The sequence below is a fragment of the Lentzea jiangxiensis genome, assembly GCF_900104175.1.
Taxonomy (GTDB): domain Bacteria; phylum Actinomycetota; class Actinomycetes; order Mycobacteriales; family Pseudonocardiaceae; genus Lentzea; species Lentzea jiangxiensis.
Window position 1 is genome coordinate 47,998 of record NZ_FNIX01000003.1, and the last position, 25,809, is coordinate 73,806.

At 71.2% G+C, this 25,809-nt stretch carries 21 protein-coding genes; 10 read left to right on the top strand and 11 right to left on the bottom strand.

Features of this window, described 5'->3' with window-relative positions; translation table 11 throughout:
* Positions 1-63 precede the first annotated feature (63 nt).
* From BLQ91_RS11590 to BLQ91_RS11605, 4 genes are all read right to left on the bottom strand, one after another.
* Complete coding sequence (locus tag BLQ91_RS11590) at positions 64-1,890, bottom strand: FAD/NAD(P)-binding protein (RefSeq protein WP_245733347.1); 1,827 nt, start codon at positions 1,888-1,890, stop codon at positions 64-66.
* A 153-nt stretch (positions 1,891-2,043) separates the two neighbouring features.
* Positions 2,044-3,108 (bottom strand): cobalamin-independent methionine synthase II family protein, encoded by a 1,065-nt coding sequence (locus BLQ91_RS11595; RefSeq protein ID WP_090096819.1) that lies wholly within the window; start codon positions 3,106-3,108, stop codon positions 2,044-2,046.
* Positions 3,109-3,236: 128 nt separating this feature from the next.
* Positions 3,237-3,758, bottom strand: a complete 522-nt coding sequence (locus tag BLQ91_RS11600; protein ID WP_090096820.1) for a DUF6239 family natural product biosynthesis protein — start codon at positions 3,756-3,758, stop codon at positions 3,237-3,239.
* A 1-nt stretch (position 3,759) separates the two neighbouring features.
* Positions 3,760-4,314, bottom strand: a complete 555-nt coding sequence (locus BLQ91_RS11605) for a hypothetical protein (RefSeq protein ID WP_090096821.1) — start codon at positions 4,312-4,314, stop codon at positions 3,760-3,762.
* A 181-nt stretch (positions 4,315-4,495) separates the two neighbouring features.
* On the opposite strand from BLQ91_RS11605, the gene BLQ91_RS11610 reads away from it, so the two are divergent.
* The 3 genes from BLQ91_RS11610 to BLQ91_RS11620 are packed head-to-tail and all read left to right on the top strand — an operon-like array spanning position 4,496 to position 8,217.
* Positions 4,496-5,668: an acyl-CoA dehydrogenase family protein gene (locus tag BLQ91_RS11610; RefSeq protein WP_245733348.1), complete on the top strand. Its 1,173-nt coding sequence runs from the start codon at positions 4,496-4,498 to the stop codon at positions 5,666-5,668.
* 21 nt (positions 5,669-5,689) lie between these two features.
* Complete coding sequence (locus tag BLQ91_RS11615) at positions 5,690-6,091, top strand: SgcJ/EcaC family oxidoreductase (protein ID WP_090096823.1); 402 nt, start codon at positions 5,690-5,692, stop codon at positions 6,089-6,091.
* A complete protein-coding gene (locus BLQ91_RS11620; RefSeq protein ID WP_143022605.1) occupies positions 6,049-8,217 on the top strand; it encodes a helix-turn-helix transcriptional regulator in 2,169 nt (722 codons plus the stop codon). Before BLQ91_RS11615 ends, BLQ91_RS11620 begins: the two co-directional genes overlap by 43 nt.
* Here the strand turns inward: BLQ91_RS11620 and BLQ91_RS11625 are convergent.
* Both BLQ91_RS11625 and BLQ91_RS11630 read right to left on the bottom strand, forming a co-directional pair.
* Positions 8,207-9,598: an NDP-hexose 2,3-dehydratase family protein gene (locus BLQ91_RS11625; RefSeq protein ID WP_090096825.1), complete on the bottom strand. Its 1,392-nt coding sequence runs from the start codon at positions 9,596-9,598 to the stop codon at positions 8,207-8,209. The genes BLQ91_RS11620 and BLQ91_RS11625 overlap by 11 nt on opposite strands.
* A complete protein-coding gene (locus BLQ91_RS11630; RefSeq protein ID WP_090096826.1) occupies positions 9,595-10,698 on the bottom strand; it encodes a DegT/DnrJ/EryC1/StrS family aminotransferase in 1,104 nt (367 codons plus the stop codon). Before BLQ91_RS11630 ends, BLQ91_RS11625 begins: the two co-directional genes overlap by 4 nt.
* A gap of 151 nt (positions 10,699-10,849) precedes the next feature.
* Between BLQ91_RS11630 and rfbA the strand changes: the two genes are divergently transcribed.
* The gene (gene rfbA / locus BLQ91_RS11635) at positions 10,850-11,725 is read left to right on the top strand and encodes a glucose-1-phosphate thymidylyltransferase RfbA (RefSeq protein ID WP_090096827.1); all 876 of its coding nucleotides are present in this window, start codon (positions 10,850-10,852) and stop codon (positions 11,723-11,725) included.
* Here the strand turns inward: rfbA and BLQ91_RS11640 are convergent.
* Genes BLQ91_RS11640 through BLQ91_RS11650 form a run of 3 tightly spaced genes read right to left on the bottom strand, consistent with a single transcriptional unit; the run spans position 11,675 to position 14,476 of the window.
* Positions 11,675-12,679 (bottom strand): NAD-dependent epimerase/dehydratase family protein, encoded by a 1,005-nt coding sequence (locus BLQ91_RS11640; RefSeq protein WP_090096828.1) that lies wholly within the window; start codon positions 12,677-12,679, stop codon positions 11,675-11,677. The two genes, rfbA and BLQ91_RS11640, sit on opposite strands and share 51 nt — an antisense overlap.
* Positions 12,663-13,826: an epoxide hydrolase family protein gene (locus BLQ91_RS11645; RefSeq protein ID WP_090096829.1), complete on the bottom strand. Its 1,164-nt coding sequence runs from the start codon at positions 13,824-13,826 to the stop codon at positions 12,663-12,665. The genes BLQ91_RS11640 and BLQ91_RS11645 overlap by 17 nt, the downstream gene beginning before the upstream one ends.
* Positions 13,827-13,828: 2 nt before the next feature.
* Positions 13,829-14,476 (bottom strand): DUF2306 domain-containing protein, encoded by a 648-nt coding sequence (locus BLQ91_RS11650; RefSeq protein WP_090096830.1) that lies wholly within the window; start codon positions 14,474-14,476, stop codon positions 13,829-13,831.
* 333 nt (positions 14,477-14,809) lie between these two features.
* Between BLQ91_RS11650 and BLQ91_RS43330 the strand changes: the two genes are divergently transcribed.
* Genes BLQ91_RS43330 through BLQ91_RS11665 form a run of 3 tightly spaced genes read left to right on the top strand, consistent with a single transcriptional unit; the run spans position 14,810 to position 18,200 of the window.
* Complete coding sequence (locus BLQ91_RS43330) at positions 14,810-16,144, top strand: nucleotide disphospho-sugar-binding domain-containing protein (RefSeq protein WP_090096831.1); 1,335 nt, start codon at positions 14,810-14,812, stop codon at positions 16,142-16,144.
* Entirely contained in the window at positions 16,141-17,376 is a 1,236-nt protein-coding gene (locus BLQ91_RS11660; protein ID WP_090096832.1) for a class I SAM-dependent methyltransferase, read from the top strand. The genes BLQ91_RS43330 and BLQ91_RS11660 overlap by 4 nt, the downstream gene beginning before the upstream one ends.
* A 23-nt stretch (positions 17,377-17,399) precedes the next feature.
* Positions 17,400-18,200, top strand: a complete 801-nt coding sequence (locus BLQ91_RS11665; protein WP_090096833.1) for a TIGR03084 family metal-binding protein — start codon at positions 17,400-17,402, stop codon at positions 18,198-18,200.
* A 170-nt stretch (positions 18,201-18,370) separates the two neighbouring features.
* Here the strand turns inward: BLQ91_RS11665 and BLQ91_RS11670 are convergent, their stop codons facing one another.
* A complete protein-coding gene (locus BLQ91_RS11670) occupies positions 18,371-19,957 on the bottom strand; it encodes an MFS transporter (protein ID WP_090097197.1) in 1,587 nt (528 codons plus the stop codon).
* 106 nt (positions 19,958-20,063) lie between these two features.
* On the opposite strand from BLQ91_RS11670, the gene BLQ91_RS11675 reads away from it, so the two are divergent.
* On the top strand, positions 20,064-23,192 hold the full coding sequence (locus BLQ91_RS11675; RefSeq protein WP_090096834.1) for an AfsR/SARP family transcriptional regulator: 3,129 nt from the start codon (positions 20,064-20,066) through the stop codon (positions 23,190-23,192).
* A gap of 14 nt (positions 23,193-23,206) precedes the next feature.
* On the opposite strand, the gene BLQ91_RS11680 is transcribed toward BLQ91_RS11675, so the two are convergent.
* Positions 23,207-23,653 (bottom strand): winged helix-turn-helix transcriptional regulator, encoded by a 447-nt coding sequence (locus BLQ91_RS11680; protein WP_090096835.1) that lies wholly within the window; start codon positions 23,651-23,653, stop codon positions 23,207-23,209.
* A gap of 86 nt (positions 23,654-23,739) precedes the next feature.
* Here BLQ91_RS11680 and BLQ91_RS11685 point away from each other — a divergent pair, with 86 nt between their 5' ends.
* A complete protein-coding gene (locus tag BLQ91_RS11685; RefSeq protein WP_090096836.1) occupies positions 23,740-24,684 on the top strand; it encodes a carboxymuconolactone decarboxylase family protein in 945 nt (314 codons plus the stop codon).
* A 136-nt stretch (positions 24,685-24,820) separates the two neighbouring features.
* On the top strand, positions 24,821-25,807 hold the full coding sequence (locus tag BLQ91_RS11690) for a DUF1702 family protein (RefSeq protein WP_090096837.1): 987 nt from the start codon (positions 24,821-24,823) through the stop codon (positions 25,805-25,807).
* Positions 25,808-25,809 lie beyond the last annotated feature (2 nt).

Here is a 25,809-nt window from a genome sequence, read left to right on the forward strand (position 1 = left end):
CGTTTCGAGGATCGCAGCCGCCGAACCGGCCGTGCATCTTCCGGAATGCCCGGTGCCCGCGCGTCAGGCGGTGGGCGTGGCCGGCTCGTCGAGTCCCAGCAGGGAGCGGAGGTCCCTCGGTGTCACCGACAGGTCGTTGAGCTTCGTCGCGGCCACCGTGTTCACCGCGAACCGGAGCGTGGTCGTCGTGAGCCCGCCATCGCCGGCCAACGCCTCTCGCGCGGCCGTCAGGCTCTCGTCGAGGCGCAGTGCCAGTTCCTCGCGGTCACGCCGTCGTCGTGCGGCCATCCTGCGCGCTTCGAGCGAGACCGCGCGTGCGAACGCCGGTGCGCTCGGATCCGCTGCCCCGTCACCGGCCTGGTCGTCGTAGCAGGACTCGAGCCGGCGCAGCACGTCCGCGGCGACACCGACCGAGTGGTTCTTGATCGCGGCGAGGTTGAACGCGAACGCGCCCATGCGCCCGTACCGCACGATTTCGTCGCCCTCGCGGGGACCGCCGACCACCGAGACAGGGCCGGACGGGACACCGGCCGAGTCGAGCAGGACACCGGTCTCGTCCACCTCCACCCCGCGGCCGGTGCGCCGGTGCCGCACGGCGAGGCCGCGTGCGAGCAGATTCGTCCACAGAGGAGAGTCGACTCGCTCGTAGTCCGGCTCCCGGCCGAAGTTCGAGATGACGAGGTCCGCCTCGACCATGCGGTCGGAGTCCTGTGTGGACACCGTCAGCGCCAGCGTGCCGTTGCCGGTGTCGGCGACCCGGGTCACCTTCCCGGTCGTGACGGTGATCTGCCCGTCACGGGTCATCGCCGCGTCGACCACCTCGGTCGTGTACGCGACGGCGCTCACCCGGAGGGTGGCGAGCACGCTGCCGTAGCCGTCGAGGAGCGCCCGCAGATCGGCTGTCGGCACGCATCGCAGGAGTTCGGGAAGGTGGGGCTCCCAGGACTTGGCGACCCGTTCGGTCACCACCGCCGGTGCCACGTCGGGGTGCTTCTCGGCCACGACGGCGCAGGCCCGTTCCCATTCGTCCTTCACGCGCCGGACCAGGTCACCGGGGCCTTCGTAGTCGCCGCGCAACCGCGGCGGGGGCAGGTCGAGCACCTGGTGGCGGTGGTCCGGCGGATAGGTGCGGATCGTCAGACCGGACCGCGAGATCATGTGGATCTTCCCGGTGTGCCCGCGGCGCAGGAGCAGCGCCGCGGAGTCGTAGCCGGTGAGCAGCGTGCCGATGATCGCGACGACGGCGTCCGGCCGCACGCCCTGCACGCGTTCGACCCCCGCGGCGGAGTAGGGGTGCCGGACGAACGACGGGTGGTCCAGCACCTCGGCCGCGAACGGGTGCGTCCGCTGCTCCAGCCCTGTCGCGAGGACGAGGTGGTCGGCTCGCAGGCGCACCCGCGACGCCCCGGTGTCGTCCAGCGGCGGGGGTTCGCGTGGCAGGGCGAAGTTCTCCACGACGACGTGCACGTCACCGGCGTCGACGGTCACGTCGACGACCTCGCCGTCGACCTCGGTCAGCGTCACACCCGCCGACGCCTCGTGCGCGGCTTCGGCGAGGCGGTCGGCGAGGTAGTCGGCGTAGATCCGGCGCGGCGCGGGCCCGGACTCGGTGAACGTGACGTCACGCCACTGCGGCGCCCAGCCGGTCCGGTCCGCGCTGGTGTTGGCCCACGTGACGAAGTCGTCGACGTCCTCGCGGAACATCGACATGCGGCCGGCCTGGATGTTGAAGACGTGGTGCCAGGGGTTGCCCGCCGGGTGGTAGGCCACGCCGGCGTTGCGGTGCTCCGGGTTGCGCTCGACCAGCACGACCTGCAGTGGTTCTCGGGCGAAGCGCAGGAGCCGGACGGCGGTGGCGGTGCCACCGAGTCCCGCTCCGACGATGACCACCCGCCGGGATCTGTCGGAGAATCGCACCCTGGTCGTCACTCCTGTTCGCACGACTCGGCCGGCGCCTGGCCATGACTTCGACTCGTGGTGGCCCGGAGAGCTCACCGGTTCTGGACGTCTTGCACGATCACCGCGTGCCCGGCGGGCGTCGCGTCAGATGCCGAGTGCTTCCGCCGCCAGGGCGGTGCCCTCCACTCGAGCGGCGATCTTGGCGAAAGCGGTGTCACGGGAGGTCGAGGTGTCGTCGGCGAACGGCGAGAAGCCGCAGTCGTCGCAGGTCCCCAGGCGGTCGGCGGGAAGGAAGCGGGCAGCCTGGAGAACGCGGTCGCGCACGACCTCGGGCGTCTCGACGCGCGGGTCGATGGGGTCGATCACGCCGAGGAACACGACAGCACCGGCCGGGGCGTGGTCGCTGATGATCCGCAGGACCCGTTCGCGGTCGGGCTCGCTGGCCAGCTGGAGGTAGAACCGGCCCGCGTTCAGGGCGAAGAGGTCGGGCAGGAGCTCCGCGTAGTCGACGTCGAGGCTGTGGGTCGAGTCCTGGTCGCCACCGGGGCAGGTGTGGACGCCGATGCGTGCGCGTTCCTCGTCGGAGAAGCGGTCGAGCACCTGGTTGTTCAGTTCCACGAAGCTGCGCAGCAGGCCGCGGCTCGGATCGAGCTTGAGCGACAACCTGCCCTCGGTGAAGTCCAGCTGGACCGAGGCGGCACCGGCGTCCAGGCAGCGGCGGATGTCGGCCTCGCTCTGGTCGACGAGGTCGGCGAGGAACTCCTCGCGGGGATAGCCGGCGAGGCCGTCGGAGGGGTAGAGCAGGCTCAGTGCGGAAGGCGCGATCACGGCTTGTTTGACCGGCAGGTCGGTGTGGTGCGAGACCGCGCGGAAGTACTTCTCCGCGAATGACGCGTAGCGGAAAGGACCTCCGGTCAGGCGCGGTAGCCGGCGGGTGTGCCCGTCCGCGAACGGGATGACCGCCCCGTCACCGGCCAAGGACGTGGCGCCGTCGAGCGGGTAGGTCGCGAAGCTCGACTTCGCCTGTTCGCCGTCGGTGACCACGGGCGAACCGGTGGCCTCGAAACGGCGGACGGTGTCGGCGATCGCCTGCCGCGTCAAAGCGTCGAGTTCGGCCTGACCCAGCCGGCCGGAGGCGAACGCGGACAGTCCCTGGACGAGTTCGGGCGAACGAGGAATGCTGCCGATCGGCTCGGTCGGAATGAGCAAGACTCCCCCTCGGGGCAAGGCGCGGGACGGACCGGGAATTTCGCCCGAAAGCTAGCAGTGCGATCACGGAAGAACATCGGCGCACAATGTTCGCCACCCGTGTGGTGGATCAAACTGCCGGTTGTCCGCTACAACGAGCCACCTGCCGCCACCGATCCCGTGAACGCCACCACCGACAGCGCGAGAGCCCCCGCGGCCACTCGCAACACGACACGGCCGGCGCGTGATCTCGGCACGCAGAACGTCAGCCACGACACCGCGGTCAGCGCCGCCATGAAGGCACCGGGCTGGTCGGCCGGAGCGCGGAGGACCGCCGTCACGAACGCGGCGGCCACCAGCCACGGTGCCACGACCACGACCCGTGCGATCAGGTGCGGGGCGCGCCACCAGATGACGAACGGGACGATGCCCGCAGCGAGCAGGACCACGATCGCCTGCGGTGGCAGCGCGAGCGAGGGGAAGAGCAGCATCGCCACCAGGAACGTGGTGGTCGACGCGCCCGTCACCAGCAGCGCGTCGACCCGGCGCGGAGGTGGCGTCACGATCCGCATGAGCGCGAACCCCGCCACCGCCGGAACCGAGAGGTAGCCGATCAGGTAGAGCAGCACGGGCCCGAACAGCACCGGCACCGTCGAGCCGTGGTCGTGCACGTCAGGCCGCCGCGCCGACCGCGCAGGTGCAGCGCATCTCCGCCCTGTCCTGCGGGGAGGGCCGCATGTGGAAGTACAGGGCGACCACCATCGGCACGAACACGACCAGGTTGTAGAAGAGGTGCAGCTCCACCCGCGGCAGCACCAGCTGCAGGACGCTGACCGGCACCGGGCCGCCGAGCAGGTTCCGGCCCGTCAGCGCCTGCACCAGCAGCAGCAAATGCTCGAAGTGGTGCCAGAACTGGATCCACAGAGCGGTCTTCCACCATTTCTTCGCACGGCCGGTGAATCCCGGAGCCAGCGCGAAGAACCCGATCAGCATGATGACCGCGTAGCCGTAGTGCATCCATTCGGACGTCACGAGCCAGGGAATCCACAGGCCGAGCACACCGCCCGCCTGCGGACGTGGCCAGCCCAGCACGAACACCTGGATCGCCTGCACGATGTGCTCGGCCCAGTGCGCGATCACCACGAATGCGAAGAGGTTGAGCGCGAGACGGTGCCATCGGTCGTTGAGTGAGCCGGGCGCTGACCGCGCCCCGGCGTGAGTCGTCATGGGTCAGCTCCATCTTCGAAGTCGCCGAGCGAGCCGGACGTTACTGGGCGGTCCGCGAGATTCCTTCTTCCAGATTGCGCAGATCGCGGTGGCGATTCTGCAATTCGAGAGAAGCGCTCGGACACGGCGCGCTGCCAGGATCGGCGAGCGGGACATCCACACACACTCTCCGGAGGACAGGTTGAACTCCCAGTCGCGCACGGAATTCGTGCAGAACGCCTCGAAACTCGTTCCGCTGTTGCAGTCGCACGCGTTGTGGCACGAGGAGAACCGCCGCCTCCACGACGACGTCGTCGACGCCATGACCGAGGCCGGTCTCTACCGGATGCGCGTGCCCACGCGGTACGGCGGCCTCGAGACCGACGCCGGCACGACGTTCGAGACGATCAGCCAGCTCGCCCTCGGCGACGGGTCGGCGGCCTGGAACGTCGCGGTGAACGCGGTCAGCTGCTGGCTCGCCGGCCTCTTCCCGGACTCCGTGCAGGACGAGGTGTTCGCCGACCCCGACTCGCGGGTGTGCTCGGTGCTGAGCCCGACGGCGATGGCGACCCCGCGCGACGGCGGCGTGGTGATCAAGGGCGGCTGGCAGTTCGTCAGCAACGCGCTGCACAGCAAGTGGCAGGTCGTCCTCGCCATGGGGCCGACCCCCGACGGCAGCAGTCTCTGGCCGTTGATGGCCGTCGTGCCCATGTCCGACCTCGGGATCGTGGACGACTGGCACCCCTACGGGCTGCGTGGCACCGGCAGCGTCACCACCGTCGCGGAGGACGTGTTCGTCCCCGCGGAACGCGTCCTGCCGCTGGTCCTGGTGTTGCAGGGCCAGTACGCCTCGCAGGCCAACGCCGGGGCGCCGATGTTCCGCGCGCCGCTGATGGTCACGGGCTCGGCGACGTTCACCGGCACCGCGATCGGCCTCGCCAACGCGGCCAGGGAGAACTTCTTCGACCGCCTGCCCAACCGCAAGATCACCTACACGAAGTACGAGAGCCAGCGCGAGGCTCCCATCACCCACCTGCAGGTCGCCGAGGCCGCCATGAAGATCGACGAGGCGACGTTCCAGGCCACCCGCCTCGCCGAGCACATCGATGCACGGCAGGCAGACGAGCCGTGGTCCGTGCACGAGCGTGCACGCGCACGGGTCGCTCTCGGCCGCGTGTTCGACCTGTCGAAGCAGGCGGTGGAGGTGCTGGCCACCGCGAGCGGCGGCTCATCGCTCTACAACACCGTGCCCATCCAGCGGATCCTCCGCGACGTCCAGGCCCTCAACATGCACGCGCTCATGCACCCCAACACCAACTACGAGCTGTACGGGCGAGTGCTCTGCGGCCTCGAACCGAACACGGACTACCTCTGACCCAGCCGGAAAGGACACACCATGTCGATCACCGAACTCGGTGCGGAGCAGATGCACGAGCTGCCCGCCAAGATGATCGAGACCTGGGCCACCAACGACGGCGCGGCGTTCAGCGAGCTGTTCACCGAGGACGCCACCCTGATCCTGCCGAACGACATCTTCCTGCGCGGCCGTGACGGCATCCGCGGGTTCATGACGCAGGCGTTCGGCGGTCCCTACCGGGGCACCCGCGTGTTCGGCGAGCCGCTCGACGCGCGCTACCTCGGCGAGGACGCCGGCGTGATCGTCACCCAGGGCGGCGTGCTCGCGCCCGGCGACACGGCGGTCGCGCCGGAACGCGCTATCAGGGCGACCTGGGTGCTGGCCAGGCAGGACGGCCGATGGCTGATCGCCGCGTACCAGAACACCCCGATCAACGCCTGACCAGATCCGTGCCCCGCCGGTCGAACGGCGGTTCCCGGTGGGGCACGGATTCCCACCCCCTGCTCGAACGCGACTCGGCGCTGCGGGCGGTGCTGTCCGGTCCACCTCAGGTCGTCGTCAGCGGCGGCCTCGGGTGCGGACGCACCGCCCTGCTGCGTGCGGCGCTCGAACGTACGACGGCACAGGTGGTGGCCGCCACCGCCGTCCGGTCGGAGCGCACCGTCGCGCACGGGGTCGCGCACCAGCTGGCACCGCACCTCTCACGATCGCGGCCCACCCTGGTCGCGGTCGACGACGTGCAGCACGCGGACCCCGAGTCCGTCGACTTCCTGGTGTGGCTGCGCAGGTTCCCGAACATGCGCGTAGTCGTGACGCACGCGGCGACGGACTCCCCTCGTCGCGCCGAGCTGTCGACGTGGCCCCAGGTCTGGCTGCGTCCGCTCGCCGCGGAGTCGCACGGGCCCAGCGGCGGCAACCCGGCGCTGCTGGCAGCGTTGCGCGAGGACGGCGGCCAGGTCGGTCCCGTGACCCGCAGGACGTTCCTGGACCTGGTGCGCGGCAACGACCCCGAGCTGTTCGAGGTCGCGTGCGGACTCGCGGTGCTCGGTCGTCGCAGCGCCCTCCTCGGCAGGTTGACCGATCGGCATCCGCAGGCCGCCACCGCGCTCACCGCGGTGCTGACCGACAGCGGGCTGCACGACGGCACCCGGTTCCGCCTCCCCGGAGCGGAGGAGATCCTGCTCGGCGCGCTCACCCCCGCGGAGGCCGGCGCGCTGCACCGCCGCGCCGCGGGCCTGTTGCACGACGTGGGCGCGCCCGACGCCGAAGTCGCCGAACACTGCGTTGCCGCGCAATCGGTTGACGCCTCCACGGGCGGGATACCGCTGCTGCGGCGGGCGGCACGGACCGCCACGCCCGCGTTCGCCGCCGAGTGCCTGCGGCTCGCGCTGAAGACCCGCGACGACGAAGCCGTGCGCGTCGAGCTCGGCCGGGCTCAGTGGCACACCGATCCGGCGGCGGCGGCACGCACCCTGCTCCCCTGCACCACCGACGATCCCGTGGTGCTGCGAGCGCGGTGGTGGCAGGGCGACTTCTCCCCCGAGCCGCCCGCCCACCCGACCGCGGAGCTGTCGTTGTGCCACGAGTTCCTGACCGGACGGCCCCTGCTGCCGGTCGACCCCGAGGCCGTGCTGCGGCGACGTGGACCGGACACCGCGCCGGAGGCTCTCGCCCAGGCACTGCGGATGGCCGGACCCCGCCACTGGCGGACAGCTCCCGCGCAGGAAACCTCCGTCACCCTGCTCGCGTTGCTCGACGCCGTCCGGGCGGAGGAGCGCTGGCACCGAGGGGACGTCGTGGCCGCGGCCGAAGCCGCCGAGTCCGCGCTGGGCCGTCTGGGCACGGACGGCTGGGGCGCCGCCCTCGGCTTCCCGCTGCAGTTCGCGCTGCTCGCCGACGCCGCGCTCGGCAGGGAGTCCGGTCCACGCGCCGTGCCGGACGCTGTGTCCCGCAGCGTCTTCTGGCTGCCGTACCTGCGGGCTCGAGGCCACCACCACCTCGCTCTGGGCCGGCCGCACGCGGCACTCGACGACTTCACGGCGTGCGCGGACCCGCTGGGTGCGGCGGAGGCGAGGATCGCGCTCGGGCAGCCGGGGAGGGCGAGGAAGCTCCTGGAGGAGGAGATCACGGCCACAACGGACCTCCGCACGACCGGGATCGCGTTGCGGCTGCTCGCCGGGGTCTCGGCCGGCGCGGACCGCACGAGGCTGTTGCGCGACGCGATCCGCAGGCTGGAGCACGCGGGTGATCACCGGGAACTGTCCCGCGCGCTCGCCGACCTCGGCCACGACCGGCACCAGCGGGGTGCGCTGCGCGAAGCCCGCCTGCTCGGCAGGAGGGCCCGGCGGGAGTCGGGGCTGCCCGGCGAACCCGTTGCGGCGCCGGCGGTCCTCAGCGCCGCGGAGCGCAAGGTCGCCGCACTGGCGTCCGCGGGGCACAGCAACCGCGAGATCGCCCGCAGGTTGTACGTGACCGTCAGCACCGTCGAGCAGCACCTCACCCGCGTCTACCGCAAGCTCGGGATCGCGGGACGGGAAGACCTCCCGCGCGAGCTGCTCACGAGGTGAGGCTGTGCAGGCACGCCACCAGCGTCCGGGCCTGGACGTTGACGTAGTGGCTGTGCCGCAGCAGGCCCACGAGCTGGTGCGGCACCACCCAGCGGAAGTCGGGGTGCTCCAGGTCCTCGTCCACCTCGATGATCACGTACCGGGTGCGCGGGTGGAAGAACCGGCCGCCCTCCTCCGAGAGCACCGCGTCGAAGCGGATGGACGACGCCGGGGCGTTCAGCGCCAGGTCGAGGAACGGCGGACGGGCCGCCGCGGGCAGGACGTCGAAGTTCGCCGGCGTGCACTGCACCGTCGGCGAAAGCTCGGCCACGTCCAGGAAGCCCGGTTCGGCGCTCGCGCGCACGAACGCGTGGAGCACGCCGCCGATCCTGCGCACCACCAACGCGGCCAGGCCCGTGCCGTGCGGTTCGATCATCGGCTGGGTCCACGTGCGCACCTCACGTCCGCTCGCCCGCACCTCGACCGCCATCACGTCGAAGAACCTGCCGGTCTCGTGGGTGATCGCGTACTCGGTGCGGTGCCAGTCGCGCACCTCGTGCAGCGGGATCAACCTGGTGCTCAACTCGGTGCGCACCCGCACGTCCGTGATCCACCGCAGGATCTCGTCCTCGCTGTGCACGCCGCGCACCGCGGGCCCGCAGGACCGCGCGACCACGTCGCGGAACCCGTCGCCCGTGCCGGAGAGCTCGCCGGCGCCGGCGAACGGCAGGCACGACAGCACGGTCCGCGCGTCCATGTTGATCAGGTCGTCGACGAGCAGCAACCGGTGGACCTGGCCGAGCGTGAGCCAGCAGAAACCGTCCAGCAGCTCGACGTCCTCGCTCACCGACACGATCATGTTCCGGTTGCGCTTGCGGTAGAACCACGCGCCCTGCTCCGACTGCCGCACGTCGGCGACGACGGTGTGCCCGGAGGTGTCGCGGAAGTAGTCGAGGTAGGGCACGTCCTGGCCGCCGTGCACCCTCGTGTAGTTGCTGCGGGTGGCCTGCACGGTCGGCGAGAGCTGCAGGCCGTTGGGGTTGCCCGGTTCCGGCTTCGCCTGCATCAGCAGGTGCAGGCGGCCGCCGAACTCCTTGACGAGGATCCCGAGGATGCCGACCTCGGGCTGGTTGATGATGGGCTGGGTCCAGTGCGGGACGGCGTTGCCCGGAATGTCGACGTCCAGGCCGTTGACGGTGAAGAACTTGCCGCTGGCGTGGACGATGTCGCCGCTGCCCGGCAGGGTGTGCCAGCCGTCGAGGGCGTCCAGCGGGATCCGGCGGGTGTGCGTGTAGCACTGGTCGGCCAGCCCGGCGAACCAGCGGTGGAAGTCCGGCAGGTCGAGGTGCGCGCCCTCGACGTCGTGCGCGGACAACGCGATCTGCGTGGAGATGCTCGTCATCGGAGCACCTCGTGCAGCGCGTCGATCACCTTGTCCTGCACGGACGGGTCGAGCGAGGGGTACATGGGCAGTGAGAAGATCTGCTTGGCCAGTGCCTCGGTCACCGGCAACGAGCCGGTCGCGTAGCCGAGGTGGTCGAAGCCGGTCATCGTGTGGACGGGCCACGGGTAGCTGATGTTGAGGAAGATGTCGCGGGACCGGAGCTCCTCGATGATCCGGTCCCTGTCCGGGTGGCGGACCACGTAGACGTAGTAGACGTGCTCGTTGCCGTCGGCGACGTGCGGCAGCACGAGCTCGGTGTCCGCCAAGCCTTCGGCGTACCTCCGCGCGACGGCCCGGCGGCCCGCGAGGTAGGTGTCGAGGCGGCGGAGCTTGCGGCGCAGGATCTCGGCGTGCACCTCGTCGAGCCGGCTGTTGTGGCCAGGGGTCTCCACGACGTAGTACCGCTCGGCCATGCCGTAGTAGCGCAGCCGCCGCAGCCGTTCCTCGACCTTGTCGTCCGAGGTGATCACCGCGCCGCCGTCGCCGTACGCGCCGAGGACCTTGGTGGGGTAGAAGGAGAACGCCGCCGCCTCGCCCATGCCGCCGGCGATCCGCCCGTGGTGGGTGGCGCCGTGTGCCTGGGCGACGTCCTCCAGGACCGGGATGCCGTGCGTCTCCGCCAGCGCCTGCAGCGGCGCCATGTCCACGCACTGGCCGTAGAGGTGCACGGGCAGCAGGCACTTCGTCCGCGGGGTGATCGCGGCGGCCACCTGGCTCACGTCCATCAGGTAGTCCGACGGGCGCACGTCGACGAACACCGGTGTGGCGCCCACCGAGTCGATGGCGACCACGGTCGGTGCCGCCGTGTTCGACACGGTGATGACCTCGTCACCCGGCCCGACCTGCAACGCCCTGAGTGCGAGCACGAGCGCGTTCGTCCCGTTGTCGACGCCGACGCAGTGCCGCACGCCGTGGTAGGCGGCGAAGTCGGCCTCGAACCCGGCGACGCTGTCGCCGAGGACCAGCCGGCCGGAACGGAACACGCTGTCCACCGCGTCGAGGATGTCGTCGCGCTCGGCCTCGTACTCAGCCAGGTAATTCCACACCGACGTTCCCACGGCGCTACCTCCGAGTGTGTTTCCGGTGAATCACCACAATTAGATTCACGAGCGCCCCGGCACCCAACCCCTAATGCCCCCTACCGCGCCGCGAAGCGCATTATCGAACAAATACCGCGGGTTTCCCCCGCCGCTGCCGTTAACTGGATTCGTGAAGGGAATCATTCTCGCCGGCGGCACCGGTTCCCGGCTGGGCCCGATGACCGCCGCGATCTCGAAGCAGCTGCTCCCGGTCGGTGACAAGCCGATGATCTTCTACCCGTTGTCGGTGCTCATGCTGAGCGGGATCCGCGAGGTGCTGATCATCTCGCTGCCCCGCGACGTGCCGCTGTTCCGGCAACTGCTGGGCGACGGCAGCCAGTTCGGCATCCACCTCGACTACGCCGAACAACCGCGTCCGAACGGGCTGGCCGAGGCTTTTCTCATCGGAGAGGAGCACATCGGCGGCGATTCCGTCGCGCTCGTGCTGGGCGACAACGTCTTCCACGGTCCCGGATTCCAGCGCGTGCTCGAGAAGCACAGCACCGCGGTGAAGGGGTGCGTGCTGTTCGGCTACCGGGTGAGCGATCCGCACCGGTACGGCGTCGGCGAACTGGACGACACCGGGCGGCTGGTGTCGCTGGAGGAGAAGCCGGCGCGGCCTAGGTCGGACCTCGCCGTCACCGGCCTCTACTTCTACGACAACGACGTGGTCGACATCGCGCGCCAGGTGCGGCCGTCGGCGCGCGGCGAGCTGGAGATCACCGACGTGAACCGCGTCTACCTCGACCGCGGCCTCGCGAAGATGGTCGACCTCGGTCGCGGCTTCGCCTGGCTCGACACCGGAACGCCCGAGGCGTTGCTGGAGGCGAGCCAGTACGTCCGCACCCTCGAGCAGCGCCAGGACGTCGGCATCGCGTGCCTGGAGGAAGTGGCCCTGCGCATGGGATTCATCGACACCGACGCCTGCCTCGCCGCCGCTCGCAGGTACGGCAACTCACGATACGGCCGGTACATCACGGAGATCGTCCGCGAGTTCGGCGGCTGACCGCCGGTACCACGCCGCGGTGCGGCGCAGTCCCTCCCGCAGCGACACGGGCGCCGTACCGTCGATCTCCCGCATCCGGGTCAGGTCCAGGTTGCGGCTGGACCGGCCCTCCGGCTTGCCCGGATCGGTCTTGAGACGCACCGGCCTGCCCAGTGCCTCTCCCACGAGTCGCGCCAGTGCCAGCACCGAGACCTGTTCCCCTGTTCCGATGTTGGCCACGCGGTGCGCCGGGTGTTCGACCATCGCCAGCACCGCGCGCACGACGTCGGTCACGTAGATGAACGTGCGGGTCTGCTCACCGCTCCCCCAGATCTCCACCTCCTTCCCCGCGTGCACGCGGGAGATCAGCCTCGGGATCAGTCGCAGCGACCGGGGACCGAAGTCGTCGCCGGGGCCGTAGATGCTGACGGGCCTGGGCAGGTGCACGCGCATCCCGTGCTCGGCCGCGTACTGCTCGGCGAGCACCTCGGCGTACACCTTGGACAGGTAGAAGCCGTCCCGCGCGAACCTCATGTCCGTGTGGTGGTCCTCGGTCTCCCTCGTCGGCCACGGCATGGTGCCCGCGTAGACGTCGCTGGAGCTCAGCAGCACGGTGTCCGCGACCCCGCCCCGTCGCGCACTGTCGAGGACGTTCGACACCATCCGCATGTTCTCGTCGATCATCGTGCCCGCGCGCAGCCGCTTGTCCTCGGGCGTCCCGTCCACGGCCGCGCTGTGCACGACCAGGTCGACGTCCCGGGCCGCCACGAGCCGAGCGAGACCGGTCCTGTCCAGCAGGTCGAGCCGGACCGGCCGCAGGCGGTCGTGCGCCGGCAGGCGGAGCACCCCCGACCGGCACGGGCACAGCACGGTGGCACCGCGGGCGACGAGTTCCTCGGCGAGGTGCGCGCCGAGGAAACCCGTCGCCCCGGTGACCAGGGCGGTGCGGCCCCGCATGTCAGCCTTCGACCGCACCGAAGAACTTCCTCACCTCGCGGACGAACGCCTCCGGCTCCTCCATCGCGGCGAAGTGCCCGCCCCGCGGCACCTCCGACCAGGAGACGATCGCGGGGTAGGCGGCCTCGGCCAGCGCCCGGACCGGCGCGACGACGTCACCGCCGAACACGCTCACCCCCAGCGGGACCGGCACGGGCTCCGGCCGCACACCCGGCGTGAAGATCGCACCGAGCTGGGGGCCCGCCTCGAAGTACAGCTGCGCGGACGACGCGGCGGTCCCGGTCAGCCAGTACAGCGTCACATTCGCGAGCAGCATGTCGCGGTTCACCGCGTCCTCCGGCAGCTCGGCCGCCGGATCCGTCCAGTCCTTGAACTTCTCCACGATCCACGCGAGCAGGCCGGCCGGGGAGTCGTTCAGCCCGAAGGAGACGGTCAGCGGCCTGGTGGACATCAGCTTCAGGTAGCCCGACAGCTCCCGGTCGAACCGCTGCAGCCCGCCGAGCCGCCCGAAGTCCTGTTCGGACAGCGCGGCCAGCTCGGCCGGATCACCGGACGGCACCGTGACGAGCATGTTCACGTGCACCGCCCGCACGTGCTCCGGATCGCGGCGGGCCAGTTCCAGCGAGATGAACGAGCCCCAGTCGCCGCCCTGCGCGAAGTACGCGTCGTAGTCCAGCCGGGCCATCAGCTCCGCCCACGCCCCCGCGATCCTGGGGAGGTCCCAGCCGGGCTGCTCCACCGGACCGGAGAAACCGTGTCCCGGCAACGAGGGCACGACGAGGTGGAACGCCTGGGCGGGGTCGCCGCCGTGCGATCGCGGGTCCGTAAGCGGGCCGATCACGTCCAGGAACTCGATCACCGAGCCCGGCCAGCCGTGCGTGAGCAGCAAGGGCCGCGCGTCCGGTTCCGGCGAACGGACGTGCAGGAAGTGCACGGTCGCGCCGTCGATCTCGGTGACGAACTGGTCGTAGGAGTTCAGCCGCCGCTCCACCGCCCGCCAGTCGAAGTCGGTGGACCAGTGCTTGGCGAGCTCCCGCAGGTACTCCGGCGGCACTCCGCGCTCCCAGCCCGTGCCGGGGATGGCGGCGGGCCAGCGGGTCGAGGCGATCCGGGCGCGGAGGTCGTCGAGCCGGCTGTCGGGCACGTCGATCCGGAAGGGACGCATGGTCAGCCTTTCACGTTGGCGGGCAGGACTTTCCGGTGCTTGGTCCGCTCGATCCACCACTGGGCCACGAGCAGGTTGAACACCCACACGCACCACCCGACCATCTCGAACAGCAGCGCCTGGTCGATCCGCGCGGTCCACGGCAGCTGCACGCCGAACACCGGCACGATCCCGAGCAGGAACAGCACGAGCCGCGTGCCGACACCGTCCATGATCAGCGCGAAGCTGTAGATCATGTACCGGCGGTGGTCGGCGTACCGGTGCCTTCTCGCCATGCGGTACGCCACGACCGTGCTCAGCAGCAACAGCAGGCCGAGCACGAACCTGCCGACCCTGCCCGGTCCCGCCGCGATCTCGCCGGAGAACAGCAGCAGGACGGGCGTGCTCACCGCGACCGGCAGCGCGCCACCGAAGATGTAGATGATCCCGCTCGTGCGGTGCAGTCGCGGATATCTGCCGCGCACCCACGACGACATCTGCAGGCAGGCGGTGAGCAGCCCCAGCGTGCCCGCGACGATGTGCAGGACCAGCAACGGGTAGTGGATGGAGGAGCCCTCGACGATCGGCGACAGGGACTTCGCCGGGTCGAGGTCGAGGTAGGGCGGTAAGGCGTAGACCAAGAATGCCACCACGAGCGCCACCAACGCCATCCACCAAGGGTTTCGCCACACGGGTCTGGACGCCGCCCTGGGCGTCGCCGCCGGCGCGCGACCGGAGATCGGAGCGAGCTGATCAGTCACTGAACTTCCTCCTCAGCCTGCGAATTCCACCCGATGCGCGCGCCCGCTGACCGTAGCTTTGGACAGCGGCACTTCCTTCTCGCAGATTGCGCTGCCGACGCCTTGTAATCCGGGGTCGGAAACCCAGGGGTGCCAGCGGTTTCACGCTCCGCAACCTCGGAGATGCGGACGCTGCTCCGCGCGACTCAGGATGGCCGTCGCCGTGCCTGCGTCATTCGCTTTCCCCCTCTGAGGAGCAGCCGCATGCGAGTCGTGTTCACCCCCTGGCCAACGCCATCGCACCTGAACCCGATGGTTCCGCTCGCCTGGGCGCTGCAGAGCGCGGGGCACGAGGTCTGCGTCGCCGCGCATCCGGCGCTCGCCGACGCCGTCGCGGCGGTCGGGCTGACCGGTGTGTCCCTCGGAACCGCCGACAGCGCACCGGCCCTGATGGGACCGGGACGTCCGACACCGCCGGAGACACGCGCGCGGCTCGACGAGACCGGACTCGCGCTCGGCCCGTTCAGCCCGGCCGAGCAGAACCTCTGGGACGTCTTCTGCCAGTTCATGCTGCCGCCCATCTGGGACTTCCACCCGGTCGGCGCCACCGCCTCCGACGCGCTGCCCGTGGTCGACGAGTTCGTGGACTTCTGCCGCGCCTGGAAACCGGACCTCGTCGTCTGGGACGCGTGCTTCCCCGCCGCGGCCATCGGGGCACGGGTGAGCGGCGCGGCGCACGCCCGGCTGCACTGGGGTCTCGACTACTTCGCGTGGGTGCTCGACCGCGTCGGGACGAACTGGAACCCGCTGGCCGAGACCGTTCGTCCCGCCGCCGAGCGGCACGGCGTCGAGGTGGACCGCGACCTGCTGCTCGGCCAGTGGACCATCGACCCGCTCCCCGCGGGCATGCGGCTGCCGGTGGCCACCAGGACGGTGCCGATGCGCTGGATCCCGTACTCCGGCCAGACCGCCGTCCCGGACTGGCTCCACGCCCCGCAGGACCGGCCGCGCGTCGCGTTGTCGCTCGGGCAGTCGCGGCGCCTGGTCATGAAGGGCGGCTGGGACCACGTGCCCGGCCTGCTGGAGATGGTGTCCGAACTGGACGTCGACGTCGTGGCGACGTTGAACGAGACGCAGCTGGCCGGTGTGCGCGAGGTGCCGGGCAACGTGCGCGTCGTCGACTACGTGCCGCTCAACCAGCTCCTGCCCACGTGCGCGGCGTTGATCCACCACGGCGGCGTCGGCACGTTCTCCGCGGCGGCCGGTCTGCGGGTGCCGCAGCTCATCCTCGACTCCGGGGGTGACGAGGGACTGCTCGCCGAGGGTGAGGCCGGCACCGAATGGGCCCTGGCGGCCAAGGACATCGAGTCGTCGGACACCGCGGCGTGGGTGGTCGGCCAGGGGGCCGGGCTCACCCTCGACTTCGCGCGGCACTCGATCGACGTCATGCGCAAGCGGGTCATGCGGGTCGTCGAGGACCCGTCCTTCGCGGAAGGGGCGCACCGGCTGCGGCTCGACGCCGCCGCCGCGCCGAGCCCGGGTGAGCTCGTGCCCGTGCTGGCTCAGCTCGTCGAGCAGCAACGAGCGGGGGCGCGATGAACGACAACCGGAAGAACTCCGTCTGCCACGTGTGCGCCGGTGTCGTGCGCGAGTTCGCCGACTTCGGATCGCAGCCGCTCTCCGACGCCTTCGTGCTGCCGGGTGATCCGGCCGGCGACTTCCGCTTCCGGCTCGCCGTCGGGGTCTGCGAGTCCTGCACGATGGTGCAGCTGATGTCCGAGGTGCCCCGGGACCGGATGTTCCACCACGACTACCCCTACCTGTCGTCGGGCTCGCGGTTCATGCGCGAGCACTTCGCGGCGCTGGCCGCACGGCTGCGCCGCGACGAGCTCACCGGGCCGGCACCGTTCGTCGTGGAGATCGGCTGCAACGACGGCGTGATGCTCGAGTGGTTCGCCGCGGAGGGCGTCCACCACCTCGGGGTGGAACCGTCCGGCGGGGTGGCCCAGCGCGCCGCCGCGAAGGGCGTGCAGGTGCGCAACACGTTCTTCGACGAGCCGACCGCGGTGGAGGTCCTGGCCGAGCACGGCCCGGCCGACGTCGTGTTCGCCGCGAACACGTTGTGCCACATCCCCTACATCGGATCGATCCTGCGCGGCGTCGCCGCGCTGCTCTCCCCCGGCGGGATCTTCGTCTTCGAGGACCCGTACTTCGCCGACATCGTCGAGCGCAACTCGTTCGACCAGATCTACGACGAGCACTTCTTCTTCTTCACCGTGCGTTCGGTGCAGTACATGGCCTTGATGCACGGACTGGAACTGGTCGACGTCGAACGGCTCACCGTGCACGGCGGTGAGCTGCGGTACACCCTGGCGCGCAAGGGAACTCGCGCGGTGGCACCAGCTGTCGCCGAGCTCGCCGCCGAGGAGGAGCTGTCCGGTCTCACCTCGCCGGCCACGCTCACCCGGTTCGCCTCGAACGTCGCACAGATCAGAACCGACCTGGTGGAGTTGCTGCGGTCGTTGCGCGCGGAGGGCAAGAGCGTCGTCGGCTACGGCGCGACCGCGAAGAGCGCGACGGTGCTGAACTTCTGCGGCATCGGGCCGGACCTCGTGCCGTTCATCTGCGACACCAGCGTCACCAAGCAGGGCCGCGTCACCCCCGGCTCGCACATCCCCGTGCGCCCACCGGCCGCCTTCTCCGACCCCTACCCCGACTACGCGGTGCTGTTCGCGTGGAACCACGCCGACGAGATCCTTGCCAAGGAGATCGGGTTCCGGGAGTCGGGCGGCCGCTGGATCCGTTACGTGCCCGACGTCCACATCGTGTAGCCCGGTCCCAGGAGGACAGACGCGTGACCGAAGAGAACGTTTTCCTCGCACTGAAAGCCGAGGGCGAGGAGGTCGACCGCATGGTCGCCCCCCTCACCGAGTCGCAGTGGTCGCTGCCGACCCCCGCACCCGGCTGGACGATCGCCCACCAGATCGCCCACCTCACCTCGACCACCCGCATGGCGGGCCTCGCCGCCTCCGACCCGGCCGCGTTCGCCACCCTCGTGTCGGGCATCGGAGCGGACTTCGACGGGGCGGTCGCGGGAGCGCTGGCCCCGTTCCTCTCACTCGGCCCCCGCAAGCTGCTCGAACGCTGGCGGGCCGAACGGCAGGCCGCGGGCAGCGCGCTGTCGTCCGTGCCCGACGGCCGGCTCGTGCCGTGGCTGGTGAACCCGCTGCCCGCGCCGGTGCTCGCCGCCGGCGGCATGATGGAGCTCTTCGCCCACGGCCAGGACATCGCGGACACCCTCGGCATCCGCCGCGAGCCGACCGGCCGGTTGAAGCACCTGTGCGGGTTCGGTTTCCACACCATGACGTTCGGCTACCTCGCGCGGGGGCTCACGCCACCGCAGAAGCCGTTCCGGTTCGAGCTGACCGGGCCGTCCGGTGAGCTGTGGACGTTCGGGCCGCAGGACGCCTCGCAGCGGATCTCGGGACCGGCACTGGACTTCTGCCTGCTCGTGGCCAGGCGGCGGCACCACGCGGACCTCGCGGTGGTGGCCGAGGGAGAGGAGGCGCTCGGCTGGCTGGAGATCGCACAGGCCTACCGCGGGCCGGCGGGAGCCGGACGGGAGGCCGGGCAGTTCTCGAGCCAGCCCGCGTGACGCGGTGACGGGAAGGGCCGGGGACTCCCCGGCCCTTTTCGCGTGCGGGTGACGCGCAAGCGCGAGTGAGCCCGGCATCGAGGGGGGACGATGCCGGGCTCACCCGTGGGTGGTCGCGCCGCGACCGGACGATCAGGGGATCGTCGCCACCCGGTTGCGGCGCGACCGGGTCACCGGGCTTCCCGTTCCGCCGCCATGGCGACTCCCGCGTCGGCCGGGGCCGGTGACTCCTCGCCGGTCTTGCCGACGTGCCGCAGCAAGGCGACGGTCAGCCCGGCCAGCACCACCAGGATCACCGCGGCGACTCCCGCCGCGGTGTTCACGCCGCTGGTGAAAGCGGCACGGGCGGAGTCGAGCAGGGCCGCACCCGTGTCGGCGGCCAGTCCCTCCGCCGCCGCGACGGCACCGCTGATCGTCTCCCCGGCCGCCGCGGCGGCCTCCGCGGGAACGCCCGGCGGTACCGCGACGAGGTTCTGGTAGACCGCCGCCGCGATCGTGCCGTAGGTCGCGACACCGATGGCCACGCCCAATTCGGTGCTCGTCTCCGACACCGAGGCGGCGGAGCCGGCGCGTTCCTCCGGCGCCGAGCCGACGATCATCTCCGTGCCGAGCGAGCCCATCGGGCCGACGCCGGCCTGCACCAGGACGAACCCGAGCAGCACGACCACGAGGCTCGTGGCGGTGCCGACCTGGGACACGACCGCGAGACCGGCCGCCGCCACCAGGAGACCGGCGGCGGCCACGTAGGCCGGACGGACCTTCTGCGCGATCTTCGGCGCCACCAGCGACGTGACGATCAGCGCGGTCGCGGCCGGGATCAGCCACAGGCCGGACTCGACGGCCGAGTAACCCCGGACGGTCTGCAGGTAGAGGCTGAACAGCATGATGCTGGACGAGATCGTCGCCGAGGTCAGCAGCATGACGACCAGCGCGCCGCTCAACGTCCTGCTGCGGAACAGCTTCAGGTCGAGCAGCGGGCTGTCGAGCGTGCGCTGGCGCAGCACGAACAGCACGCCGAACACGATGCCGACGAGAACCGACCCTCCCGCGACCGCGCTGAAGCCGTACTGCGCGATCTCCTTCAGACCGTAGACCACGGGCAGGATCGCGAGCAGCGACAGCACCACGCTGAGGAGGTCGATGCGGCCGGCGTCCGGGTCGCGCATCTCCGGCAGCAGGACGGGGGCGGTGACCATCAGCAGCACCATCACCGGTACCGCCATCAGGAACACCGATCCCCACCAGAACCAGCCGAGCAGGGCTCCACCGATCACCGGGCCGATGGCCATGCCGCCCATGAACGAGCTCAGCCAGACGCCGATCGCGAAGCCGCGCTGCTTGGCGTCGGTGAACATCGTCATGATCAGCGCGAGGGTGGACGGCATCAGGGTCGCGCCGGCGATGCCGAGCAGGGCCCGCGCGAAGATCAGCATCTCCGGGGTCGTCGAGTAGGCGGCGATCACGGACGCGACGGCGAACGCGGCGGAGCCGTACAGCATCAGCTTGCGGCGGCCGATGCGGTCGCCGAGGGTGCCCATGGTGACGAGGAAGCCCGCGATCATGAACGCGTAGATGTCCATGATCCAGAGCTGCTGGCTGGCCGACGGGTTCAGGTCGGCGCTCAGCTGGGGTTGCGCGAGGAACAGCACGCTCAGGTCGAGCGACAGCAGCAGCGTCGGCAGGGCGAGCACCGCGAGGCCGATCCACTCCCGCCGCCCCGCCCGCGTGGTGTCCTCGGCCGGACCGGTCGAATCCATGAACTTGTCCTTCCGTGTGGTGCCGTGGCCGGCACCCGAACTCATCGATCCGGCTCACCCTGCGCGCCTGCACTGTCGGAATTCTTTCGGCCGGTATCGTGTGCGCATGTTCTTCGCGGTGCTCGGGCCGCTCGCCGTCCGAACCGCCGACGGCCGCCCGGTCGAGATCCCCGAGTCGAAGGTGCGGGCACTTCTCGCGAACCTGCTGGCGCACCGCAACCGCCCGGTGTCGGCGACCGCGTTGATCGAGGACCTGTGGGGCGACGACCTGCCGGTCAACCCGACGGGCGCCCTGCAGACCAAGATCTCCAAGCTGCGCCAGGCCCTGGCCGCGGGCGAACCCGGCGCGCGGGACCTGCTCGCCTCCCAGCGGCCCGGCTACGTGCTGCGGACCGGCGCCGGCCGCGTGGACGCGGACCAGTTCTCCGCCCTCACCGCCGCCGCGCGCACCAGCACGGACCTGGGCGAGCGCGCCCGCCTGCTCGGCGACGCGCTGGCGCTGTGGCGCGGGGCCGCTTTCGCGGACTTCGCCGGGGAACCGTTCGCCCGCGCCGAGATCACCCGGCTGGAGGAGGACCGGCTGTCGGCCGCCGAGGAGTTGGCCCAGGCCCGGCTGGAACTCGGCGAGCACGCCGCGCTGCTCGGCCAGATCGGCGACCTGGTGGCGGCCCACCCCCTGCGTGAACGGCTCCGCGAGCTGCACATGCTGGCGCTCTACCGGGCCGGGCGGCAGAGCGAGGCGCTGGCGTCGTTCCGCGAGGTGCGGGCGCTGCTGCACGACGAACAGGGGCTCGAACCCGGTGAGCGGCTCGCCGAGCTCCACCGGTCGATCCTGCGCCACGACCCTTCGCTCGCACCGCTGGGCCGGCGCCCCGCCACCCTCCCCGTGCCGCCCACCGAGCTGATCGGCCGGGACGAGGCCGTCTCCGGCGTCTGCGCGCTGCTGGGCTCCTCGAGGCTCGTGACGCTCACCGGATCGGGTGGTGTGGGCAAGACCCGTCTCGCGGTGGAGGTGGCGACCCGCACGGCCGCGCGGTACCCGGACGGCGCCTGGCTCGTGGAGCTCGCGACGATCACCGAGGGCGGTCTGCTCCCGAGCGCGGTGATGGCGGCGCTCGGCATCAGGGACGTGCCGGGCACCGAGGTGCTCTCCGAAGCCGTGCGGACGCGGCGGATGCTGCTGGTGCTGGACAACTGCGAGCACCTCGTCACCGAGGTCGCGGCGATCGCCGAACGGCTGCTGGCCGCCGCGCCGGGTCTGCGGGTGCTCGCGACGAGCCAGAAGCCGTTGCGCATCGCGGGCGAGTCGGTGTGGACGGTCTCGCCGCTCGACCTGCCGCCACCCGGCACGCCACCCGAAGTCGTGGAGCGGTCGAGCGCGGTGAAGCTGTTCGTCGCCCGGTCCGCGCCCTCGTTCACGCTGGACGCGGGCAACGCCCGGGCCGTCGCCGAGCTGTGCACCCGGCTCGACGGGGTGCCGCTCGCGCTGGAGCTCGCGGCGACCAGGGCCCGGTCGCTGGGGCTGCGCGAGCTGCTGGCGCGACTCGACGACAGGTTCCGGCTGCTCGCGGACGGCTACCGCGACGCGCCACCGCGCCAGCAGACGCTGCGCGCGGTGATCGACTGGAGCTGGGAGCCGCTCGACCCGGTCGGACGCGCGGTGCTGCGCAGGCTCGCCGCGCACTCCGACGGGTGCACGCTGACCGCGGCCGAGGCGGTGTGCGCGGGCGGGATCGTCGCGGCGGCCGACGTGCTGGACGCGGTCGCGGACCTGGTCGACCGGTCGCTGGTCACCGCCGTGGACACACCGGACGGAACCCGGTACCGGTTACTCGAATCGGTCGCCGCCTACTGCCGCGAACGGCTGGCCGAGGCCGGCGAGACCGAGACCGTGCAGGAGGCGCACCGGCGGTACTACACGGCACTGGCCGAGACCGCGGAACCGCACCTGCGCGGACCCGCCCAGCGCGAGTGGCTCGAACGCCTCGACGCCGAGTCGGCGAACCTGCGCACCGCACTCGACACCGCGGACGGTCCCGGCGCGCTGCGGCTGGTCAACGCGCTGGCCTGGTACTGGTACCTGCGGGGCAGGCTGTCCGAGGCGCGCAGGGCGCTGTCCACCGCCCTGGCCCTCGACACCGCGCACTCGGCCGAACGGGCCCGCGCCTCGGCGTGGCACGCGGGCATCACGTTCCTCGGCAGCGACGTGGCGGACCGGGCGGCCGCGCGTGCCGCCGCGCTCGCCGCGTACGACTCGCTGGACGACCCGCGGGGCAAGGCGTTCGCCCAGTTCTTCCTCGGCCTGGTCGAGGCGGACTTCGGCGCCCAGTCCACCAGCGAGGACCTGGTGAACCGCGCGCAGGAGACGTTCGGCGAACTGGGCGACCGGTGGGGTGTCGCCGCGACGCTGAGCCTGCAGGCGATCCGCGCGCACACCCGAGGCGACCTGGAGTCCCTGCGGCGCAACGGTTCGCAGAGCCTCGCGCTGTTCCGGGAGCTGGGCGACCGGTGGGGTCAGCTGCGCGCGACCGAGGCGCTCGGTGGCCTCGCCGAGATCGAGGGCGACTACGAGGAGGCGGCCCGCCTGCACCGCGACGGCCTGCGCATGGCGGAGGAGCTGCGTCTGTGGCCGCAGGCCGCGGACCGCCTGAGCTGGCTGGGCCGCGTCTCGATGTTGCGCGGTGACCACGCGCACGCCCGAGAGCTGAACGAGCGCGCCCTGCGCCTGTCCCGGGAGCAGAGCTACAAGCCGGGCCAGATCTTCGCCGAGATCAACCTGGGTCTGATCGCCCGGCGGGCGGGAGACCTCGAGGCTGCGGAACGCCACCTGCGCACGGTGCTGGAGTGGGAGTGGGAGCCGGGCATCGGGTTGTGGCTCATCCTCACCGAGCTCGGGTTCGTCGCCGAACAGCGCGGCGACACCAGGACCGCGAGGTCCCGGCACCTCGAAGGACTCACCGTCGCCCGCTCGCTGGGCGACCAGCGCGCGGTCGCCGTCGCCATGGAGGGGTTGGCGGGGGCGTGCCTCGCCGACTCGTTGCCGGCCGAAGCGGCGCGACTGCTCGGGGCCGCCGCGGCGGCACGGCGGTCCGCCGGAGCCATGCTGACGGCCGCCGAGCGAGCGGACCGCGACCGGGTGGAAGCCGGGGTCCGGCAGCGCCTGGGCGAGGAGTTCGCCGCGGAGTACTCGCACGGGTTCGAGTCGAACGGCTCCTCGGCGGTCGTGCCGCTGTAGCGGGTGCCCACAGGTCAGGCGCGGTTCGACCTCGTCGTCACCTCACCGGGGCGGGCCGGCTCGCCGCAGTCGGGGCACATCAGGCACGCGACCAGTTCGCCCTCGCACGTGGCGTGCAGGGCGGTGCGCGGCGGTCCGTCCGGCGACGGCACGTTCCGGTCGCCCCACTGCATCAGCGCGACCACCACGACCGCGAGCTCCCGGCCGGCCGCGGTCGGGCGGTACTCGTACCGCAGCGGGTGCCGCTGGTAGGCGACGCGTTCCAGCACGCCGTGCTCCACCAGGCCGGCGAGCCGGTCGCTGAGCACGTTGCGGGCGATGCCCAGGCTCGCCAGCAGGCCGTCGAACCGCACGACGCCCAGCAGCACGTCCCGCATGATCAGCAGCGTCCACCGCTCGCCCACCACCTCGAGTGCGCGGGCGGCTGAGCAGACCTGGTCGTCGTACCTTCGTCCGAGCATTCCCCATGCTAAACCGCCAGTTGCGTGATCGAACCGACGTACCGTAGCGTTCCGGTGAGTAGCATCATGCAACCGTTGGGGGCCCGATGGCGCGCTCGCTGCTCCGCAAGGCCCTGCGCGGCCTCTCCCTCGCCCAGGTCCGGCACGTGACGCCCGTTCCGTTCCGCCGGGCCGGTCCCGAAGTCCTCGAGGTCTACCGCGCGGTCGAAAGCGAGTTCGGCGTGCTGGCACCCCCCGTCGTGCTGCACGCGGCGGCACCCGCCGCGCTGCGGGCGTCCTGGGTGATGTTGCGGGACGTCGTGCTCGCTCCCGGCCTGCTCGACCGCGGCACCAAGGAGGCCGTCGCGGCGGCGGTGTCGCAGGCCAACGAATGTCCCTACTGCGTCACCGTCCACACCGCGACCACGGCCAGGTTCGGTGGCGGCAGAGTGGATCTCGCGGACACCGGGCGGTTCACCGCCGACGAGTTGCCGGAAGTGCTCGGTGTCGCGACGACGCTGCAGTACTTCAACAGGATGGTGAGCGTCTTCCTCACCGAACGGCCGATGCCGCCGTACGCGCCGGCCTTCATGCTCGGTCCCGTGACGAGGATGCTCACCGGCCTCATCGCGTCCGCCGTGAGCACCCCGCCCGGACGCAACCCGCTGCCGGAGGCGCCGCTGCCCGATGAGCTCGCGTGGGCGGCGGGCAGCCCGGTAGTCGCACAGGCCCTCGCCCGTTCGAAGGCCGTCTTCGACTCGGCACCGGTCCCGGAAGCCGCGCGGGTGCTGCTCGCCGCCGAACTGTCCACTTGGGACGGCAGACCGAAGGGTCCGAGCCGGAGGTGGGCGTGGGACGCGGCCGCCCGCGTCGGGCCGCGGGACCGGGCGGCGGTCAGGCTGGCGCTGCTGTGCGCGTTCGCGCCGTACCAGGTGGACGACGAGGTGATCCGGGACGCGCGGGCGGACGACGCCGCGCTGATCGAGCTCGCCGCGTGGGCGAGCATGGCCGCGGCGGTCCGCGCGACGGCGCTGACGAAGTCCCCGGCCTGAATACCCGATACCGCGCATTGCCGTTGTCCGATGATTTCTTTTCTCCGGGAGCAACGTGAGAGAAGCGGCCCGACCGGAAGGTGTGCCAGCATTGAACGGTGGATAATCGCCTTTCCAAGAGGAGGTCCCACCGGAAATGTCAACCACGGGACTGATTCGCAAACGGTTCGTCACGCCGGACGCTTCGGACGTCCTCTTCGACCGGCGCGGGTTCGCCATCGACACACCCGCGCGCGCCCAACTCGAAATGAGCGCCCTGCAGCTCGTCTACGGATTCGAGTTCGGCATCGAGCACAAAGACCACGGCTCGATAATCGCGCGACTCGACGCACTGTCCCGCGAATACCGCGGCTTCGCCTACGAGGGTGCCACGATGGCGCTGGCGATTCGCGACGCCCTCACCCCGCTGCCCGGCCGCAGCCACGTCGAGCAGTTCCTCGCGGGGCCGCACTTCACCTCGGCGCCCGCGTCGAAGCACATCTTCATGGCCTACATCGGCGTGGGGTTCGCGCTGGCGAGGTTGCCGCGAATGCTGTGGTCACGGGCCATCCCCGACGCGCGCAAGCTCGCCGACCACCCGTCGCTGAGCTGGTTGATCATGGACGGCTACGGCTTCCACCTCGCCTACTTCGACCACGTCTCGTGGGTGGAGGAACACCGCGTGCCCGGACGGCTCGCCTGGCCCGGTCCGGCCGCGTACACGAACCGGGTGATCGACCACGGCATCGGGCGGGCGATGTGGTTCATCCACGGCGGCGACGTCGACCGGCTACTGAAAAGCATCAGACGCTTTCCCCAGGGCAGGCACGCGGACCTCCTCAGCGGAGCGGGACTGGCCGCTTCCTATGCGGGCGGGGTCACCGAGCAGGAACTCGGAAAACTGGTCGAGGGAGCCGGTGACCTCTTGCCGGAGGTCGCCCAGGGCGCGGTTTTCGCGATGCGCGCCAGGGTGGTCGCCGGCCTCGTGACGCCGCACAGCGAAATGGCCGCCCAGGTGTTCTGCGGGCGCAGCGCGGAGGAATGTTCGGAAATCGCCGCGAAGGAGATCGAGGACCTCCCCGAGGACGGCGCCGTCCCCGCGTACGAGGTTTTCCGCCAGCGCGTCCAGAACTACTTCCGGTGAGG